The organism is Cryobacterium sp. TMS1-20-1, from assembly GCF_004402355.1.
GTDB lineage: Bacteria > Actinomycetota > Actinomycetes > Actinomycetales > Microbacteriaceae > Cryobacterium > Cryobacterium levicorallinum.
The window spans coordinates 1-19,190 of record NZ_SOGF01000007.1 but is presented as its reverse complement, the minus strand read 5'-3'; the positions used below and the strand labels follow the sequence as shown (position 1 = coordinate 19,190).

Below are 19,190 nucleotides of genomic sequence, written 5' to 3'. Positions count from 1 at the left end.
CACTGTCCTCGACCCCGCCTTGAGGGTCTCGTGACGTCGGCGTAAAGCGTGCCGGCTTCTCGACCCGCGGTGTGGGGCGTTTGGTGTGCCCGCGGAGTGCGAACGATCCCGTTGTGGGGGTGGGTAATACCCAAAATCACCCTCACTTGTGGGTCGTGCGGAAGAAAAATGGCCCCCTAATCTGAAGCTCCGATCGCACCCTCGGTCGCCAAGAAACACAGCACGTAAGAAACACGGAACCACGAGCCCTTACCCGGCTCGCTTTGTACGGCCCACTTCCAACCCGAATGGACACACCATGATTATTCGCCTGCTCGCTTCACTGAACCACCGCCGCGCACGCTTCACCGAGAACCAGAAAGGGTTCACGTTGATCGAGCTGCTCGTCGTCGTGATCATCATCGGCATCCTCGCCGCCATCGCCATCCCGGTGTACCTCGGCGTGCAGAACAACGCCAAGGACGCAAGCGTCAAGAGTGACCTCGCCAACGCCAAGACCGCGATCATCGCGCTGCAGACGGAGTCGGGCGCGATGCCCGCTACCGGTGGGTTCAACGAGACGGATATGCCTGGCGTGACCAGCTATGGCTACACCCAAGGCCCGAACACAACCACGATCAACTACGAGCAGCTCACGCCGACGACCTTCTGCATTGGAGCCGTCAGCACAACAAATGCAAAATACTTTGTGACTGACTCTCTCGGCATCACCGATGATGACGACACCGATACCACTTCGTCAACGAACTGCTTCGCCCCCGCCGCAGGCTAGTGGCACCAGCGCATCACCGGCCAAAGCCGGGGCCGCCCTTCGGGCCGCCCCGGCCACCCGGTTCTGCAACATCTCGACCTGACTCTCGCGAAGGAGGCCCGCGTGCACGCTCCAAAACGGCTCAGCCTGGGCCACCTCGCCCGAAACGACGAAGGCGTCAGCCTCATCGAGGTCCTCGTAGCCATGCTGGTCTTCGCCATCATCGCCGTCGGTGTCGGCTACGGACTCGTCACCTCCCTCTATCTCGGCAACGACGCGCGGTCCCGCGAATCGGCCGTCAACCTGGCCGCGCAGGAGATCGACCTCGCCCGCTCGGCCGGAAACGTATTCGCCGTGCTCGAAAGCACCAGCACGGTCGTACAAAACGGCACGACCTTCACCCTGCACCGCTCCACCGACTGGGAAACCACCACCGGTGCCGACGGCAACTGCGGTTCCGGCGGTGGCCAGCTGCGTTACCGCCGCGTCAACGTCACCGTCACCTGGGACAGCATGCGCGCCACGACTCCGGTCGTGCGCGCCGACAGTGCACTCGCCCCCGGCAGCCGCATCAACGATCCGGCACTCGGCACCATCCTCGTGTCGGTGCTGACCGCCTCCGGCAGCGGCGCCGCCGGCGTGGCCATCTCCGCAGCGCCGGGTGTCGTCCCGAACGGCGCTGCGATGCTCAGCGAGGCACCAGCGGCAACGGATGCCGAGGGGTGCAGTTATCTGCTCAAGGTGCAGCCCGGTACCTATGACGTCACCGTCTCCCGCCCCAACTTCGTCGACAAAAATCAGGCGACCAGTGGGGCGCAGACGGTCGGCGTCGCGGCCGGAGGAGCGGCATCCGTCGCCTTCGCCTACGATCTGGCCGGAACCGTCACCGCCCGCTACGGCACGAACTATTCGGAGGGCACGACGCTGCTGCCGAACAACCTGAGCACCACCTTTCGCAGCACCTATGAGCCCTACGTGGCCGTCAACCCGAGCAACGCGAACGTGCAGGACTTTCGGCTGTACCCGTTCGGCTATGAGGTCTTCGCCGGCCGTTTCATCGCGGCCACCCCGAGCACCCCCGGCTGCGTATCGGTCGACCCGGTCGCCTGGATTACCCCGGCCGCCGACGGGGCAATCGGCCTCGCGGCCGCGTCCGTCGGTACGCTTCCCGGCGGCAGTGCCACCGTTAACGTGCCGCTCGGCGTACTGTCCGTGACCGGCCTGGCCGGGCAATTCTTGCGGGCCGAGTCGACGACCGCGCCGGCCGGCAGTGGGGATCCGGGCTGCGCAGTCGCCACGATCTACAACTTTGGGCAGCTCCCCGCCGACGCCACGACCCAACTCGGCCTGCCGTTCGGCTCCTGGACCTTCTTCTCCGGTGCCGCCAGCGGCTCCGAGACGACGCCCGTGCCCGCTGCAAACCTCGCCGTGCTCACCCGGGGCGTGGCCGCCGGCGGCGTCGTCACCCTCGACCCGCGAGCGGTGACGCCATGATGCCGCCCCGGAGAAACGACGCCGGTCTGTCGCTGGTCGAGTTGCTCGTGGCGATGCTGCTGCTCGGCGTGTTCATGACCATGATCTCGAGCCTCTATCTGAGCGCCTCCCGTTCGCTCGGCCAAGCAAAGCTGCTCACCGCGAACACCCGGCAGGTGTCCAACGGCATGAACGAGGTCGCCCGGGTCATCCGCGCGGCCACCGAGAACCCGGTGTCCGGGTATCCGCTGCCCGACCCGGCCCTCCTCGAAGCGACCCCGGAAGCGGTGACCCTGTATGCCTACGTCAACCTCGGCATGCCCACCCAGCAGCCGGTGAAGATTCGCCTGTCCCTCGACGCCGACCGGCGACTGGTGGAGACCCGCTGGGCCGCCACCGCCCTCAGCGGCGGGTATTTCGGGTTTTCCGGCGAGCCGGAATCGTCGCGCATCATCGCCGAAACCGTGGCGCCGGGCGACCCCGGCACATTTCTGTTCGGCTACCGTGACGCCGCCGGCCTGCCTCTGCTCGGCTCGGGGGGCGACGGCACGCTGCTCACCAATACCGAGCTGCGCAGCGTCGCATCCGTTTCGGTGAATCTCACGGTGCAGGCCACCGTGACGGATGCCCGCAGCGCGGTCACCCTGCACAATACCGTCGGCATGCCCAACGTTGCCGTCGCGGCGGGGGCGTCATGAGCGCCTACCCGTTCTGGCGCCCCTCCCGGCGCCGAAGCACCTGGACGCCCCGAAAGCGATTCGCGTTGCTGAGCGTCTTTCGTCGCCTCATCCGCCGAGAACCGGACGAACGCGGCGCCGCCCTCGTCGTCGTGATCGGCCTCGGCCTGCTGCTGCTCACCCTCGTCGCTACCGCGATGACGTTCTCGGTCAGCGGCAGCCTCAAAGCCTCGAGCGACCAGAACTGGAACGGCGCCATGGCCGCCGCCTATGCCGGTGTGGCCGACTACGAAAGCCGCCTCGCCAACGACAACACCTACTACCGGTTCGGCAACCCGGCGGCAAGCTTCAGCGCGGGCAGCACAGTCACTGCGCCCTCGGCGGCCACCGAGAACCCGGCATTCGGCCTCGGCACCGACGGCGCCTGGGGCACCGTCACCGGCAGCGGCGGTATCGCGTCTTTCCGCTACGAGGTCGACAACGCGGCCTATGCGTCGTCGGGGGTGTTGCGCATCCGCTCCACCGGACGGGTGGGAGCCGTGACCCGCAGCATCGTCGCCAATATCCGGCAGGACGGCTTCATCGACTACCTCTACTTCACCGTGTATGAGATGCAGGACCCGGCGCAGAGCGGGATCACGACGTCCGGCTGCGCCGACACCTACGCCTGGGCCGGTCGGCCGATGCCCTCCGGCGGCACGAGCGTGTGCGGCGACATCGCCTTCGGCAGCAGCGACCTCGTCAACGGTCCGGCGCACTCCAACGACACCATGCGCATCTGCGGGGCCACGTTCAACGGCACGATCACGACGGGCGATCCGGGAGCGCCCGGTGCGAATTACCTCAAGAAAGCCTCCGACGGCAGCGACTGCTCTGGGCAGGTTTTCAACGGCGGCCAGCCGACGACCAGCCCGGTCATCGCGATGCCGGCTACCAACATGCAGCTCAAGCAGGAAACCCGGACGGACGCCGGTATAAACGCTCCGGGTTGCCTCTACACCGGCCCGACCAGCATCGTACTGAACAGCTCGGGCACCATGACCATCCGTTCGCCCTGGACCAAGAAGACCCGCATCGTCGGGGACCCGGCGACGTCGGGCAGCACGCCGGCGGCCTGCGGCCTGCCGGGAACGGCCAATGGCCGGCTCGGCTCGACGGCCGGCGCCACCGTCCCGGTGTTGAACGCGAACCTGCTCTTTGTGCAGAGCGTTCCGGGCGTCGTCACTGATCCGAACTATACGAGCAGCACCGACTGGCCCAGCGGCCAAAGCGCGGCCACCTGCTCCGTCGGCAACGGTATCGGCTTTCCCGTGACGCATGAAACCGCGCCAAGCGCCCGGTCCTATGACTGCCGCAAGGGAGATGCCTTCGTGATGGGAACCCTGGACGGCACGATGACCATCGCCACCGACAACTTTCTCTACGTCACCGGCGACATCATTTATTCGGATGCATCCACCGACGTGCTCGGGCTGGTCGCGCAGAATGCCATCTGGGTTTGGAACCCGTACTGCGACAGTACGCATGGGGAGGTTTGCCCGGGGGTCGGCCTCGGTGAAGGTGGCGCCATCCTGCCTGACAATCGGCGCATCGACGCGGCCATGCTCTCGCTCGACCACACCATTCAGGTGCAGAACTACGACCGCGGCGGCAATCAGGGCGTGCTGACCATCAACGGGTCGCTCGCCCAGAAATATCGCGGCTCCGTGCGAATGACCAACAGTGGCGGCGCCAACGGGTACAGCAAGAACTACACCTACGATCCGCGCTTTCGCTACATTGCGCCGCCCAAATTCCTCTCACCGGTGTCGGCCCGCTACAGCGTGAACCTGCTGGTTGAAGTGAGTTCGGCGTTCACCGCGCGGGGAGCGACGGTTCCGTAATGACCGGCCGCGCCCAGCATCCACTCGTCAGTTCACCCATCCCTATTTATAAGGAGCACTTCTCGTGGCTCAGAGCATCGTCGGAATAGACATCGGCACCGCGCACCTGCGCGCCGTCGAGGTGCGGGGTCCCGGCAAGCCCCGGCCAATGCTGCTGCGCTATCACGAGGTGTCGCTGCCGCCTGGAGCCGTCATCGCCGGCGAGGTGATCGAGCCGAACACGGTGGCCGCCGCGCTCAAAGCGCTGTGGTCTGGCGGTGGGTTCCGTTCCCGCCAGGTAGTGCTCGGCATGGGCAACCAGCGCGTGCTGGCCCGCGACCTGAGCGTGCCCAAAATGTCGCTCGCGCGCATTCGACAGGCGCTCCCGTTCGAGGTGCAGGACCTGCTGCCGGTACCGGTCGCCGACGCACTGCTCGACTTCTATCCCATCTCGGAGTCAACGACCGAGCACGGCCCAACCGTGAACGGGCTGCTCATCGCGGCCGTCAAGGCGGCCGTCGTCGCCAATGTCTCCGCGGTGCGTCTGGCCGGGCTGAGAACCATCGACGTCGACCTGATCCCTTTCGCGGTCAGCCGTCTGCTGGTCACCCGCCCCGGCATCGACGGCGTCGTGGCCGTCATCGACCTCGGCGCGACGACCACGAGCATCGTGATCACCCGTAACGGTGTACCCCAGTTCGTGCGCATCATCCCCACCGGAGCCAACGATCTCACCCAGGCTCTCAGCGACGGTTTGCAAACGGATGCCGCCGCCGCCGAGCAGCTGAAACGTCGCGTCGGTCTGCCGGCCGCGACCGAATCGTCCGCCGCCGCAGTGCTGTTCGACGCCGCAGTGCCGGATTCCAGCCCGATCGAGGCGGCCGCCGCCCGCATCATTGCGAACACCATGCACGACCAGCTCGGCAGCATCGTCAACACGCTCAGCTACTTCGCCAACACCCGGCCGAGCGATCCAGTGTCGGCCATCGTACTCAGCGGTGGGGGAGCCGAGCTTCCCGGCCTGGCCGAGGCGGTCTCGAAATTGACCCGCCTCGGCGTGACCCGGGGGAATCCGCTCGCAACGGTGGGTCTCGCATCCGTTATCGATGCTCAAGCGCTGCGGCTGAGCGGCTCCGCCTACACCGTGGCCCTCGGCCTCGCGCTCGGGCGTGCAGCATGAGACGCGCTTCGAACGACGATGTGCCCGTCATCGGCGGCGACCAACGGGTCGACCTGCTGCCGCCGGAGGTGCGAGCCGAGCGGCGCGGCCAGCGGCAACGGCGCAGCCTCGCCCTCGGCGTCACTGGCATCGCCGTGCTCGTCGCCCTCGGAGTCGGCGCGTCAACGGCGCTCGCGCTGAGCGCCCAAACCAAACTCGCGACCGAGCAGGCCCGCACCGAAACCCTGCTGACCGAACAGGGCAAGTACTTCGCCGTGCGGTCGTTGCAACACCAGATCGCGCTGAGCGAGGCGGCGCAGCAGCTGGGCGCCTCGACTGAAATTGACTGGAAGGGCTACCTCGACGCAGTGCAGGGCACCCTGCCGAGCAGCGTCGCGATCGGCACGGTACAGGTGGATTCGGCGACCCCGCTCGCGGCATACACCCAGGCGACCGCACCGCTGCAGGGACTGCGGGTGGCGACCGTGTCGTTCACCGCGACGAGCGCCGTGCTGCCGGACATTCCAGCCTGGCTGAACGCGCTCAGTACGCTCGACGGCTTTGCCGATGCGCTGCCGGGCTCGGTCTCGCTCGACCAGAACTTGGGCAGCTATACCGTCACCATCACGATGCACGTCAATGACGTGGCGTTCGCGCACCGCTTCGACCCGCCGAAAAAGGACTAGCCATGGACAAGAACAAGCTCTGGCTCATCGGTTCGATGCTGGTGACGAGCGTCATCGTCGTTCTCGGCGTGCTTCTCGGAGTGCAGCCGCAGCTCGACAGCATGAACGCCGCCGACGCGAGCCGGGCGGCCGTGCAGAGCACGAATGCCGGGCACGTCGCCCTGCTCGCCCGCCTCAAGCACGACTTCGAAGACCTGGACGCGCTGACCGCGACGGCTGAGGCGCTCGCCGAATCCGTGCCGAGCGGCTCGGCCATGCCGGCCTTCGTCGACCAGCTCGACGCCCAGGCCCAGGCGGTGGGCCTCACCCTCACCGGAATGACCGTGACCGAGGCGCAGGCCTATGTGCCTGTGCTGCCCGAGGTCCCGGCGGCTGCGGCTGCGGCTGCGACTTCTACTGGGTCGGCCGCGCCGGATTCAGACGGCGCGTCTGCGGCGGCTTCTTCGGCCGCGGAGGCTGCAACGCCAGCGCCCGTCGCGCTGATCACGGAGAGCAACTTTGCCGCCTTCCCGCTTCAGATCACCGTGACGGGAACCTACGCCCAGGTGCTTGAATTCGTCGCCAGTGTGCAATCCGGGAGCCGATTGTTCCTCGTGCACGGGATCGATACGGCGCAGGCCTCCGGCGAAGAGACCTTGGTGGACGCGACCATCTCTGGACTGGTGTATTCGCTGGTAGCGGCGACGACATCCGTTGGATAACGGCGCGGCACGCCGAGTCTCCATGGCATTTGCCGTGCCCTTGGTACACTAAAGGCCAGTCACGGCGAAGGCCACGAGGAGTTCAGCATGAGCGACAACACGCCACTTGACGGCAAGAAGAATTCTGAAACGGATGCAACGGCGTCGCCCGACGAGACCGCTCGCGGGCATGCCGTGCCGGAGCCTGCAGTAGTACCTTCAGCGGAGGCAGCTTCGCCTGAGCCGGTGCAGGAGCCCCTCGTCATCGACTATGACGCCATCAACGCCAACCTGAGCGCGGCCGAACGTGCCGATGCCGCGACCGCTTCGGCGAATTCTCGCAACCTGTCGCCGATGTCGACGGCCCAGCCGGTTGCATCGGCCGACGTTGCCGCCCCGAGCCTCGCCGACGACTACGCCGACTCCTATACTCCGGCGGCCACCGTGCCGGCCCGGAGCACGGCCATCGATTCAGAACCCGTGGTCACCGCGTCGGCTCCCCTCGTTGTCGGAACGCCCGCCGCCGCTTCCACTGTGCCGGTCGATGACGTGCCGGTCGACGCGCCGGCGCCCGTTGCTCCGGCCTACGCCGCGCCCGCAGCCCAGTCGCCGATCTACGTGCAGGCGCCGACCAAGCCGCGCCCCCGCAGCAACCGGGGCGGTGGCATCCTGATCGCCTTGCTCGCCACGGTGGTTTTCGCCCTGCTCTACGCTGCAGCCGCCTTCATCATCATCGGAGTGACCAGCACCAGCGTCGCCGCGACCGTGACCGGGTTCACCACCTTTGCTGCGCTGCCGGTCTTCTACATCCCCATCCTGTTCTTCTTCCTCGCCTATGTCGGACTGATCGCTCTGGTCAACCGGGGCGGCTGGTGGGCGTACGTGCTGTTCGGATTCATCGTCGCCGTCGTCGTCTACTTCTCTTACATCGGCGGGGCGCTGCTCGGCCTCGTCTTCGATGGAACGGCCGACACGGTCGGTGTTGCCGACCTCAGTCGCTTCGTGTCTTCGCTCTGGCTGAACCCGGGCGCGATCGCCGCCGGACTCATCGCCCGCGAGGTTCCGATCTGGGCCGGCGCCTGGATCGCCCGTCGCGGACGCCGCGTCACCGCCCGCAACCTCGAGGCCCGCACCGAGTACGAGCGCCTGCTCGCCGACGGCCCGCACCCCACCCGCCCGTAGCGTTCTGTTTTGGCCCCGGCCGCCCCAGAGGGTGGTCGGGGCCTCGTGCTGTGCAGACGGGACTCCGGTGGACGGTCCGGGCCCCGACCGTGGGCCCAGTTTAGAAACTGGGCCTGGGTTCAGGGTGGGCCCAGTCTTCACGCCAGCCGCGGCATCCGCTTCGCTGCACCGTGTGCGGCGGCTCGCGCTGCGCCCGCGGGCCTACGCTAGAGCCATGCGGGAATACCGAAAGTACGCGATCACCATGGCGGCCTTTTCGGTCGTCCTCTATGTGGCCCTCATCGTGGCGTCATTCGGGGTGCTCAGCCTGCTGCTCAATCGCGACGTCATCAACGAAACGGATGCCGGTGCCCTCCTCGGCCCCCTCATGGTCACGACCGCGGTCCTCGCCCTGGTCTGGGTCATTCTCTCCGCAGTGCTGCGCTCGCCCGAGCGCCTCACTCAGGTGCCGCCGCTGCCGATCTTCCTCGCCGGAGTCGCTGCCTACCTGGCCTATTGCGTCTTCGGGGGAGTCTTCTACAGCTTCGGCGCCGGCGAACTCTTTCGCTCGGTGATCTTCATCGGCGGCGAGATGACGAGCCCCTTCGCGATCTCCGTCGCGGTCTGCGGCTGGCTCATCGCGTTTCTCTACTTCGTCGTGCTGCTGGCCAAGCCCGACGGATCCGGCACACCCGAGTGGCCCTGGCAGAAGGACGACGACAACGAGCCCCGATGATGGGGTCGTTCGTGGCATGTCGCGGGTAACGCCGGTCGAGTACCCTTGTGCAGTATGGAAGGGTCCATCGAATCGCGCGTCAACCATGAGGTTGAGAACTGGCTGCGTTGGATCACCCGGTGGCGGCCCGCAACGCACCGCGGCCGCGCACGGCTCTGCCATCAGTGCTTCGGCTCGCCGATCATCGCGTCGGCCGGACTCGCCGTCGACGTGCCCCACGTCGTGCAGCACGCCCTCTCCATGCGCATGAAGATCGTCATCGATGCATCGGTCGATGAATACACCGAGCGCAACCTCCCGCTGCTCGCGCACGAACTCAACCTGAGCGAGCGCCGTCAATCCGCGCAGGCGTATCGCCCGGCCGAAGGGCTCGAGCCGGAATTTCGCGGCCTCGACCTTGACCCGCAACCCGCAGCGGATGCCCCCTACCTCTTCACCTTCAGCGAACTCGCCGGCCTGGAACCCCCCGGTTCACCACCTGCCGCCCCCGAGCCTGCCGACCCGGGCGGTGACTTCGAGTCCGAACCCGGTCAAGGTCCCGGCCGGAACCCGCAGGCAGACCACGACCCAGACGAAACAGCGCAGGAGCCCCTCCCGCCGCTCACCCCCGAAGAAAAGGCCGCCCTCCGGGTAGAAATCGGCCTCGCCGACGAGTTCGCCACCCAGGTCGGCCGCAGGGTCTGTGCCGAACTCCAGCAACAGCAGCCTCGCCTGCTCGCCGCGATCGCCGAGCACGTCGAGCCCCAGGTGCAGGCCCTGCTCGCCGACCTCGACAGCACCCTCGACTCCCCGCTCTGGCCGCGCAATCCCTAGCCGAGCCCGCGCATCCGCTCTAATACGAGGGGCAAATACCGACCGGGCCCGGGCCCGGAAACCGGGCCCACGATAGATCATGGGCCCAGCGACCGGGCCCAGGCCCGGGAAGTAGAAGTGCAGGAGAAGGGGCGCGCGGCGGCACCTGCGACGCGGGGCACAACCCATTTGACCGTCAAGGCCCCGCCGGGCTAGAATTACCGGGTGTGCGCTTTGTCGTGCGCCTGAATTATGCCCTCCTGAGAGCACAGGTGCGAGATTCCACACATGTAGGGCTGGTCGAAGGCCATGCCCCCACGGCATACCCACCAAAACACGCGCGAGCAATCGTGTGGGTTCAAGCGGGTCCAGATGAACTCGACCTAACTCGCAAGAGCTAAGTCGAATGCTAACCATCACAAAGCTGTCACCGTGCAGCAATATCAAGGAGTAATTAGTGCCCACCATTCAGCAGTTGGTCAGGAAGGGCCGTAGCCCCAAGGTCACCAAGACCAAGGCTCCCGCCCTGAAGTCCAACCCGCAGCAGCGCGGCGTTTGCACCCGCGTCTACACCACCACCCCGAAGAAGCCGAACTCGGCTCTTCGCAAGGTCGCCCGCGTCAAGCTTTCCAACGGCACCGAGGTCACCGCCTACATTCCCGGCGAGGGCCACAACCTGCAGGAGCACTCCATGGTGCTCGTGCGCGGAGGCCGTGTTAAGGACCTCCCCGGTGTGCGTTACAAAATCATTCGCGGCGCACTGGACACCCAGGCCGTCAAGAACCGTAAGCAGGCACGTAGCCGCTACGGCGCAAAGATGGAGAAGAAGTAATGCCCCGTAAAGGACCCGCTCCCAAGCGCCCTGTCATTGCCGACCCGGTTTACGGTGCACCCATCGTCAGCCAGCTCGTCAACAAGATCCTTCTCGATGGCAAAAAGGGCCTCGCCGAGCGCATCGTTTACGATGCCCTCGCCGGAGTGTCCGCCAAGAACGAGCTGGATGCCGTTGTCACGCTGAAGAAGGCGCTCGACAACGTCCGTCCGACCCTCGAGGTGCGTTCGCGCCGCGTCGGTGGTTCCACGTACCAGGTTCCGGTTGAAGTCAAGCCGCACCGCGCCAACACGCTGGCCCTTCGCTGGTTGACCAGCTACGCCAAGGCGCGTCGCGAGAAGACCATGACCGAGCGCCTCACCAACGAGATCCTCGACGCGAGCAACGGCCTCGGTGCCGCTGTGAAGCGTCGTGAAGACACTCACAAGATGGCTGAAGCGAACAAGGCCTTCGCTCACTACCGCTGGTAGCTAGCTCCATCGAGCATTCCTGATCAGCTGTTCAGGCGCGTGTCGGCATAGTCGGCGCGCGCCTGGATACAGCTGAGAAGCGGATGCTTACGGCCCTGTTCCGCATGACCCACCCCTACCCGCTGGAGGACCCCCGTGGCACTTGACGTGCTCACCGACCTGAGTAAGGTCCGCAATATCGGCATCATGGCTCACATTGATGCTGGCAAGACCACCACGACTGAGCGCATCCTGTTCTACACGGGTGTCAACCACAAGATCGGCGAGACCCACGACGGCGCCTCGACGATGGACTGGATGGCGCAGGAGCAGGAACGTGGCATCACGATCACCTCCGCTGCGACGACCTGTTTCTGGGACAACAACCAGATCAACATCATCGACACCCCCGGACACGTGGACTTCACCGTGGAGGTGGAGCGTTCGCTCCGCGTCCTCGACGGTGCTGTTGCCGTGTTCGACGGCAAGGAGGGCGTTGAGCCCCAGTCCGAAACCGTGTGGCGTCAGGCCGACAAGTACGACGTTCCCCGCATTTGCTTCGTCAACAAGATGGACAAGCTCGGCGCTGACTTCTACTTCACGGTCGACACCATCATCAAGCGCCTCGGCGCGAAGCCGCTGGTCATCCAGCTGCCGATCGGTGCAGAGTCTGACTTCGAGGGTGTCGTTGACCTCGTCCAGATGCGCGCACTGACCTGGCGTGGCGACTCCAAGGGTGACGTGGAGATGGGCTCGAAGTACGCCATCGAAGAGATCCCCGCCGACCTCGTCGAGAAGGCTGCTGAGTACCGCAAGCTTCTGCTCGAGACCGTTGCCGAAACCGACGATGACCTCATGGAGCGTTACTTCGCCGGCGAAGAGCTGACGGTTGCCGAGATCAAGGGCGCCATTCGCAAGCTCACCATCAACAGCGAGATCTACCCGGTTCTCTGTGGTTCTGCATTCAAGAACCGCGGCGTTCAGCCGATGCTCGACGCTGTCATCGATTACCTCCCGACGCCGCTCGACGTGCCTGCCATTGAGGCACACGACCCGCGCGACGAAGAGAAGGTCATCATGCGTCACCCCGACGCCGAGGAGCCCTTCACGGCTCTCGCGTTCAAGGTTGCGGTGCACCCGTTCTTCGGTCGCCTCACCTACGTTCGCGTGTACTCGGGCCGTCTCGACTCCGGAGCCCAGGTCATCAACTCGACTAAGGGCAAGAAGGAGCGCATCGGTAAGATCTTCCAGATGCACGCCAACAAGGAGAACCCGGTGGCCTTCGTGACCGCCGGTCACATCTACGCGGTCATCGGCCTCAAGGACACCACCACGGGCGACACCCTGTGCGACCCGAACGCCCAGGTCGTACTGGAGTCCATGACGTTCCCTGACCCGGTTATCGAGGTCGCTATCGAGCCGAAGACCAAGCAGGACCAGGAAAAGCTGGGCCTTGCCATTCAGAAGCTCGCCGAAGAAGACCCCACCTTCCGTACCGAACAGAACCAGGAAACTGGCCAGACGGTAATCAAGGGAATGGGTGAACTTCACCTGGACATCCTGGTCGACCGCATGAAGCGTGAATTCAACGTTGAAGCGAACGTCGGCAAGCCCCAGGTCGCGTACCGCGAGACGATCCGCAAGTCCGTTGAGCGTCACGACTACACGCACAAGAAGCAGACCGGTGGATCCGGCCAGTTCGCGAAGATTCAGATCGCGATCGAGCCGATGGAAATCACTGCTGAAAAGTCGTACGAGTTCCTGAACAAGGTCACTGGTGGCCGTATCCCGCGTGAGTACATCCCCTCGGTGGATGCTGGAATTCAGGATGCGCTCCGCGTAGGCGTCCTGGCCGGCTACCCGATGGTGGGCGTTCGAGCCAGCCTGCTTGACGGCGCTGCGCACGACGTTGATTCCTCGGAGATGGCGTTCAAGATTGCCGGATCGATGGGCTTCAAAGAAGCCGTTCGTAAGGCGAACCCCGTTCTGCTCGAGCCGCTGATGGCGGTCGAAGTTCGCACCCCTGAGGAATACATGGGTGACGTAATCGGAGACCTCAACTCGCGTCGTGGGCAGATCCAGACCATGGAGGATGCGCAGGGCGTGAAGGTAATTCGCGCTCACGTTCCACTGTCGGAGATGTTCGGATACATCGGTGACCTGCGGTCGAAGACCAGCGGCCGTGCGGTGTACTCGATGACGTTCGAGAGCTATGCGGAGGTCCCGAAGGCAGTCGCCGACGAGATCATCAACAAGAACAAGGGCGAATAGCCCCTATTCTGGCCTTCGGGCCGAATCGCTTCGGCCACCTGGCCCGAGTACCATAAGTAGACACATCCAGCGCATACCGGCCGTTCATAACGGCGGCCGTGAATTTGCACGCGAGTCCTGAGGAGGACCCACAGTGGCCAAGGCCAAGTTCGAGCGGACAAAGCCGCACGTAAACATCGGAACGATCGGTCACGTTGACCACGGAAAGACCACGCTGACTGCAGCGATCTCCAAGGTTCTTGCCGATAAGTTCCCGTCCAAGATCAACGTTCAGCGCGACTTCGCGTCGATTGACTCGGCTCCGGAAGAACGCCAGCGCGGCATCACGATCAACATTTCGCATGTTGAGTACGAGACCGACAAGCGTCACTATGCGCACGTCGATGCTCCCGGCCACGCTGACTACATCAAGAACATGATCACCGGTGCTGCTCAGATGGACGGCGCAATCCTCGTGGTTGCCGCTACTGACGGCCCGATGGCTCAGACCCGTGAGCACGTTCTTCTCGCCAAGCAGGTCGGCGTGCCGACCCTCATGGTCGCGCTGAACAAGGCCGACATGGTTGACGACGAAGAGATCATGGAGCTCGTTGAGCTCGAAGTTCGTGAGCTTCTCTCCAGTCAGGGTTTCGATGGCGACAACGCCCCCGTTATCCAGGTCTCCGCACTCAAGGCGCTTGAGGGCGACGAGAAGTGGACCGCCAACATCCTTGAGCTCATGAAGGCCGTTGACGAGTACATCCCGGACCCGATCCGCGACAAGGACAAGCCGTTCTTGATGCCGATCGAGGACGTCTTCACGATCACCGGCCGTGGCACCGTTGTTACGGGCCGCGCCGAGCGTGGAACCCTCAAGATCAACTCTGAGGTCGAGATCGTCGGCATCCGCCCGACGCAGAAGACCACGGTTACCGGTATTGAGATGTTCCACAAGCAGCTCGACGAGGCGTGGGCCGGCGAGAACTGTGGACTTCTTCTTCGTGGCACCAAGCGCGAAGACGTTGAGCGCGGCCAGGTCGTCGTCAAGCCGGGTTCGGTTACGCCGCACACCGACTTCGAGGGCACCGCGTACATCCTCAGCAAGAACGAGGGTGGGCGTCACAACCCGTTCTACGCGAACTACCGCCCGCAGTTCTACTTCCGCACCACGGACGTCACCGGCGTCATCACGCTGCCCGAGGGCACCGAGATGGTTATGCCTGGCGACACCACCGACCTGACTGTCGCGCTGATTCAGCCGATCGCCATGGAAGAGGGCCTCGGCTTCGCTATCCGTGAAGGTGGCCGCACCGTCGGCGCCGGCACGGTGACCAAGATCATCAAGTAGTCTTTTTCACCTACTGATCTCCTAAAAGGGGTCGGGCCTTCGGGCCCGGCCCCTTTTTTTGTGCCCTATGCAGCCAATGTCTAAGCCTGAATCCACCGGTCGGCCTCTGAGCGGATCCTGATTTCGGTTTGGTGGGGTTTCTGGGTTTTTCGCGCGGTTGAGCTCCGGGTCTCGCGGCCCGGGGTGTTCCGCTGGTGCTCCTGTTTATGTCGATATCGGCTGGTTGGTCAGGTGAGGCGCGTTGTCTCGGTCGGAAGTTCTGGTTGAACATGGCCGTCCAGGGTTTCTCCCAGGGCCAATGTTCGGGCAGGTGCAGGGTGATGCGCCGCGCGCAGGTCGAGATTCTGGCGGGGACGCTAACAAGCTTCCGGCGGATCGTTGCGGTGGTCGATCGGGCGAGACCGTTTCCCGCGATCGTCGCGGCGGCGCGGGTGAGGTTAAACGCCATGACGGCCAGGACCAGCCAGGCATCGTTGGCGGTGAACACGCCTGAGGGTAGGTGCGCCAGAGCGCTGCTTTTTAGGTCGGAATTTACGAGCTCAATCGCCGCGTGGGCGCGGTGGGTTTTGTCGGCGGTGACGGTGTCCAGGGTGCTGGTGGTGAAGAAGGCGTGGAATCGGTGGGTGTCGAACAGGGTCGGCTGGTCGACGTTTTTCTTGTTCAGTTCCGGAATTCGTCGCACGACCAAGCGCCCGGTGATCTGCTCGCTCTTCTTGCGGGACGTGAACGCGGTGAACGGGACCTCGGCGACTTCGGCGTTACTGATCCACGTTTTGGTGCCTTCGTCGTAGATCGCGTTGGTGTATTCAATCGCTGTCCAGGCAGTGCCGGGGATCGTTCCGATCGCTCGTTTGATGGCGGAGTCCATGCGGGCGGTTACCGAGACGTCGGCACCGGCTTTCAGGGCCGCGCTGATTGAGGCGTGACCGTAGAAGGCAGAGTCGGCACGAAAGAGCAAGCGTGCTTGTGCCGCTCCGCGGAGCCGTTTGATCGTGGCCAGGGCGTCATTGATCAGGCGGGCCGCGCCGCGCGGTGATCCGCAGGCACCACGGCGCAGTCGCTGGCTGATGATGATCGGCGCTGAAACGTCCGTTTTCACTGTCGCGAGGATTGCGTTGAGGCCGCGCACTCCGGAGTATCCGTAGCCGGAGCCTTCCTTCTGGTAGCCGTGGACTTCGATGATGGTGTCGTCGACGTCGAGGAATATGTAGCCGTCCGTGTCGTGCACGAGCAACGGGGTCTCAGCAGCCAAGCCCCGCACGAAGCGTGAGGCGACGGCGTCGAGCTGCCGGACGTGACCGAACGTGAACGCGCGCAGGAACGACCCCAACGTTGACGGCGCGTAGCAGGGGAACACGCCGACGACGTCGGTGCGGCGTTTGATCTCCTTGTTGAGACGCTCGATGGGGTTCGTCGACTAGATCTGCCGCCAGTGTTTGGGCGGGAACCCGCAGAATGCGAGGATTTCGGCCCGTGCATCGTGCAGCATCGTGGCGACCTTCGGGTGCGTGCGCTCTAGCATCCGAGTGACCTCGTCGAACGGGGCTTGGATGTGCGTCGCGTCGGGCTGGGCGAAGATCGTGCGGATGACGGCGGCGACCATGTCCTGGCTGGCGCGCGGGACGATGGAGAGCACATTTCTCATGAAGTGGACCCGGCAGCGTTGCCAGGCAGCGCCCTGAAAAACGGTGCCGATGGCTTTCTTCAGGCCGCTGTGCGCGTCGGAGATGACGAGCTTGACGCCGTCCAGACCGCGGGCTTTCAAGGACCGCAAGAACTCGGTCCAGAAGACCTCGTTTTCGCTGTCTCCAACGTCGAAGCCGAGCACCTCGCGGCGTCCGTCGGTGGCCACGCCGATGGCGACGACCATCGCTTGGGAGATGACGCGGTGGTTGACGCGGGCCTTGCGATACGTGGCGTCGAGGAACACATACGGGTAGCCGGTGGCGCCGAGGTCACGGCCACGGAATGTGCCGACTTCGTCGTCGAGATCGGCGCAAATCCGGGACACTTCGGACTTGGATATGCCGGTATCAGCACCGAGGGCCTTCACCAGATCGTCGACTTTCCGGGTCGAGACGCCGTGGAGGTAGGCCTCCATCACGACGGCGAACAGGGCCTGGTCAACGCGCCGTCGCCGCTCGAGGAGGGCGGGGAAGAACGACCCTTGCCGCAGCTTGGGGACCTTCAGATTCAGGTCGCCGGCCGTCGTCGTCAAGACGCGCGGACGGGTCCCATTGCGCTGGGTGGTGCGGTCGTCGGAGCGTTCGAATCGGGCGGCGCCGATATGCGCGGTGGCCTCGGCATCGATGAGTTCTTGGTAGAGAGTTTCGGTCACCATGCGGATTCGATCGGTGACATTGGTCAACTTGAGTTCCGCGAGGAGCGCGAGCAGGGCAGACTGGTCTAGAGCCATCGTGTGATGTGTCTTTCTGTGAGTTCTTTGATCGGTACTCACTGACCATCGCACGGTGGCTCTTTACGTTGTTAATCCAACGATCGAACCCCGGGAAATACACTCGAGGGGACGCAACCTATATTCAGGCGTTGGCAGAGTTCGGAGATACTGGAGCCATCGGCGGCAAGAGGATCAAATTCGATGATCTGGCGGCGGACGGAAGGTGGGAGAGATTTGGGCACTCTCCATCAAAACCGAGTCCACGTGAGGAGTCCGTCCGCTCAACGTGTATGCAACGTCGTGAGACATCCTGTAAACAACGTCCTGAGACATAGTGTCAACAAGGCGGTGAGACAGGCTGTAAACACTGTGCTGAGACAGCACATACCAACTACCTGGACTGGCGCTACCATCAAGCGCTATGTAATCACTCACCCCTTTGTTTACATCCTCGATCACGACATTGTTTACAATCTCGATCATGACTTCGTTTACACACGCACTCATCACATCGTTGACAGCAAAACTCACCACTTCCTTTACATCGTGCTCGCGGAGTTTTGAACGCTGCTTAGGGCAGGAGCTCGGACTGATAATGGTCGTTGTCGTACTCGATCCGCTTGAGTTCCCAGGATGGATGCGGGTTGCGGATCCGAGCACCCGAGACCTGCCACAACGGCATCAGTCGCTTGCTGGAGGCAACGCGCACCGGCAGCGGGAAGNCGGGAAGAAGAGACTCTCCGCCCCGTCGGTGGTGTCGAATAGCGTGAATCCGGTGGTGTTGGTCACCAGCTGGTAGGTGCCCACCAGATACGTTGGCACTTTGAAGATCCGCCCGCGGTAGTAAATCTGCGGGTTGGTCCGGCGGATCTCCACCACGTCGTCGAACTGTTCCTGCAGTCGCACGACCCGCTCGGGAACGGGCTCTGGAGGCTGCAGCGGGGCGATAACCACCATGCTCGCGGCCTCTCGGCCTGCGGCCGCATCCTGGGCGATCTGACGATCTTTATAGGTCATCGCGGCGGCTTCCAGCACCGTGATATCGATCGGGATGCCATCGCTGCCGCGGTGTTCCCCGGCCTCCCAGGCCTGGCCGGGGGTGAGATAGGTGGTGCCGATTTTCAGGGCCTGGTGGCGGCGTCGGTAGTTGTAGTGTTCCCGATATTTGACCAAGAGCTTCGACAGCTGCTCGAGGGTTTTCGGGGTGTGGGCGTCGAGGAACCGGATCAGAGTCTGATGGCTGCGCTCGTTCTTCCCCTGGGTCTGCGGGTGCCGCACGCTCCCGGCGATCCCGTGGCATCCCCGCGCTGCCAGGAAGAGTTCGGTTTGGCCGATTACGCCCCGGCGGGACTGGTTGAAGGCCACTCCGTTGTCGCTGAGCAGCTGCTGGGGAACCCCATACTCATTGAACGCGGCCTGCAGAGTGGCGATGGCGTCCTCGCCGTTTTCCAGCCGGGCGAAGGCCTGCGTTCCGACGTCGAAGCGAGTCCCGTCGTCCAGGAGCTGGTAGATCAGTGCCTTCGTCCCGTCGGGGTCGAACAGGCGGTATTCCAGTCCGTCGAGCTGCCACATTTCCATCGGATGCGACCGGGCGAACCTCAGCCAGGCACCGCGGGGGCGCTTACGGGGATTGGTTTTCGTCAGGCCCGCCTCGGCGAGAATTCGCCCGATGGTGGGCACCGACGGGAGCGCGTCCCCGAACTCGTCGGTGTCGACACCCTCGAACCAGATCGACTGCGGACCGTTGTCCCACCCGGACTTTCTCAGCCGTTCCCGAAGACGCAACACCACCACTCTCGTCTGGTCCCTGAACCGTCCCGGATTTCATGCCGCTTTCTTTCTGGTGAAAGGATTCGGTTATGCCCAAGAAACACCCAACAGAGGTTCGCGAACGAGCGGTCCGAATGACCCTTGACCGTTTGAAGGATTACCCATC

Annotated in this window: 14 protein-coding genes and 3 pseudogenes; 14 read left to right on the top strand and 3 right to left on the bottom strand. The window is 64.3% G+C overall.

Going from position 1 to position 19,190, the window contains the following annotated elements; all coding sequences use genetic code 11:
• Positions 1-298 precede the first annotated feature (298 nt).
• The 14 genes from E3O45_RS18260 (at position 299) to tuf (ending at position 14,856) form a co-directional block, all read left to right on the top strand.
• On the top strand, positions 299-772 hold the full coding sequence (locus E3O45_RS18260; protein WP_134441170.1) for a type II secretion system protein: 474 nt from the start codon (positions 299-301) through the stop codon (positions 770-772).
• A 102-nt stretch (positions 773-874) separates the two neighbouring features.
• Positions 875-2,245 carry a prepilin-type N-terminal cleavage/methylation domain-containing protein gene (locus E3O45_RS01020; protein WP_166789351.1) on the top strand — a complete coding sequence of 457 codons (1,371 nt, stop codon included), beginning with the start codon at positions 875-877 and terminating at the stop codon, positions 2,243-2,245.
• On the top strand, positions 2,242-2,922 hold the full coding sequence (locus E3O45_RS01015) for a type II secretion system protein J (RefSeq protein ID WP_134441168.1): 681 nt from the start codon (positions 2,242-2,244) through the stop codon (positions 2,920-2,922). The genes E3O45_RS01020 and E3O45_RS01015 overlap by 4 nt, the downstream gene beginning before the upstream one ends.
• A complete protein-coding gene (locus E3O45_RS01010) occupies positions 2,919-4,784 on the top strand; it encodes a hypothetical protein (protein ID WP_241985168.1) in 1,866 nt (621 codons plus the stop codon). Before E3O45_RS01015 ends, E3O45_RS01010 begins: the two co-directional genes overlap by 4 nt.
• Before the next feature lie 64 nt (positions 4,785-4,848).
• Complete coding sequence (gene pilM / locus E3O45_RS01005; RefSeq protein ID WP_134441167.1) at positions 4,849-5,943, top strand: type IV pilus assembly protein PilM; 1,095 nt, start codon at positions 4,849-4,851, stop codon at positions 5,941-5,943.
• Complete coding sequence (locus E3O45_RS01000) at positions 5,940-6,608, top strand: hypothetical protein (protein WP_104132061.1); 669 nt, start codon at positions 5,940-5,942, stop codon at positions 6,606-6,608. Before pilM ends, E3O45_RS01000 begins: the two co-directional genes overlap by 4 nt.
• Positions 6,609-6,610: 2 nt before the next feature.
• Positions 6,611-7,309, top strand: a complete 699-nt coding sequence (gene pilO / locus E3O45_RS00995) for a type 4a pilus biogenesis protein PilO (protein WP_134441166.1) — start codon at positions 6,611-6,613, stop codon at positions 7,307-7,309.
• Positions 7,310-7,396: 87 nt separating this feature from the next.
• On the top strand, positions 7,397-8,470 hold the full coding sequence (locus E3O45_RS00990; RefSeq protein ID WP_134441165.1) for a hypothetical protein: 1,074 nt from the start codon (positions 7,397-7,399) through the stop codon (positions 8,468-8,470).
• A 214-nt stretch (positions 8,471-8,684) separates the two neighbouring features.
• Entirely contained in the window at positions 8,685-9,185 is a 501-nt protein-coding gene (locus E3O45_RS00985; protein WP_134441164.1) for a DUF6121 family protein, read from the top strand.
• 54 nt (positions 9,186-9,239) lie between these two features.
• Complete coding sequence (locus tag E3O45_RS00980; protein WP_134441163.1) at positions 9,240-9,998, top strand: spermidine/putrescine ABC transporter substrate-binding protein; 759 nt, start codon at positions 9,240-9,242, stop codon at positions 9,996-9,998.
• A gap of 436 nt (positions 9,999-10,434) precedes the next feature.
• On the top strand, positions 10,435-10,809 hold the full coding sequence (rpsL, locus tag E3O45_RS00975) for a 30S ribosomal protein S12 (RefSeq protein ID WP_035834602.1): 375 nt from the start codon (positions 10,435-10,437) through the stop codon (positions 10,807-10,809).
• Positions 10,809-11,279, top strand: a complete 471-nt coding sequence (gene rpsG / locus E3O45_RS00970) for a 30S ribosomal protein S7 (protein ID WP_092107221.1) — start codon at positions 10,809-10,811, stop codon at positions 11,277-11,279. The genes rpsL and rpsG overlap by 1 nt, the downstream gene beginning before the upstream one ends.
• Positions 11,280-11,414: 135 nt before the next feature.
• Positions 11,415-13,529 carry an elongation factor G gene (gene fusA / locus E3O45_RS00965; protein WP_134441162.1) on the top strand — a complete coding sequence of 705 codons (2,115 nt, stop codon included), beginning with the start codon at positions 11,415-11,417 and terminating at the stop codon, positions 13,527-13,529.
• Positions 13,530-13,662: 133 nt separating this feature from the next.
• Positions 13,663-14,856, top strand: a complete 1,194-nt coding sequence (tuf, locus tag E3O45_RS00960; protein ID WP_092451161.1) for an elongation factor Tu — start codon at positions 13,663-13,665, stop codon at positions 14,854-14,856.
• A gap of 247 nt (positions 14,857-15,103) precedes the next feature.
• Here the strand turns inward: tuf and E3O45_RS17660 are convergent.
• The 3 pseudogenes from E3O45_RS17660 to E3O45_RS00945 form a co-directional block, all read right to left on the bottom strand.
• Positions 15,104-16,240 (bottom strand): annotated as a pseudogene (locus E3O45_RS17660) (IS1380 family transposase); the annotation flags it as partial.
• Positions 16,217-17,272 (bottom strand): annotated as a pseudogene (locus E3O45_RS00950) (IS256 family transposase); the annotation flags it as partial. The pseudogenes E3O45_RS17660 and E3O45_RS00950, both read right to left, overlap by 24 nt.
• A 553-nt stretch (positions 17,273-17,825) precedes the next feature.
• Positions 17,826-19,066 (bottom strand): annotated as a pseudogene (locus E3O45_RS00945) (integrase core domain-containing protein); the annotation flags it as partial.
• Between the last annotated feature and the right edge of the window lie 124 nt (positions 19,067-19,190).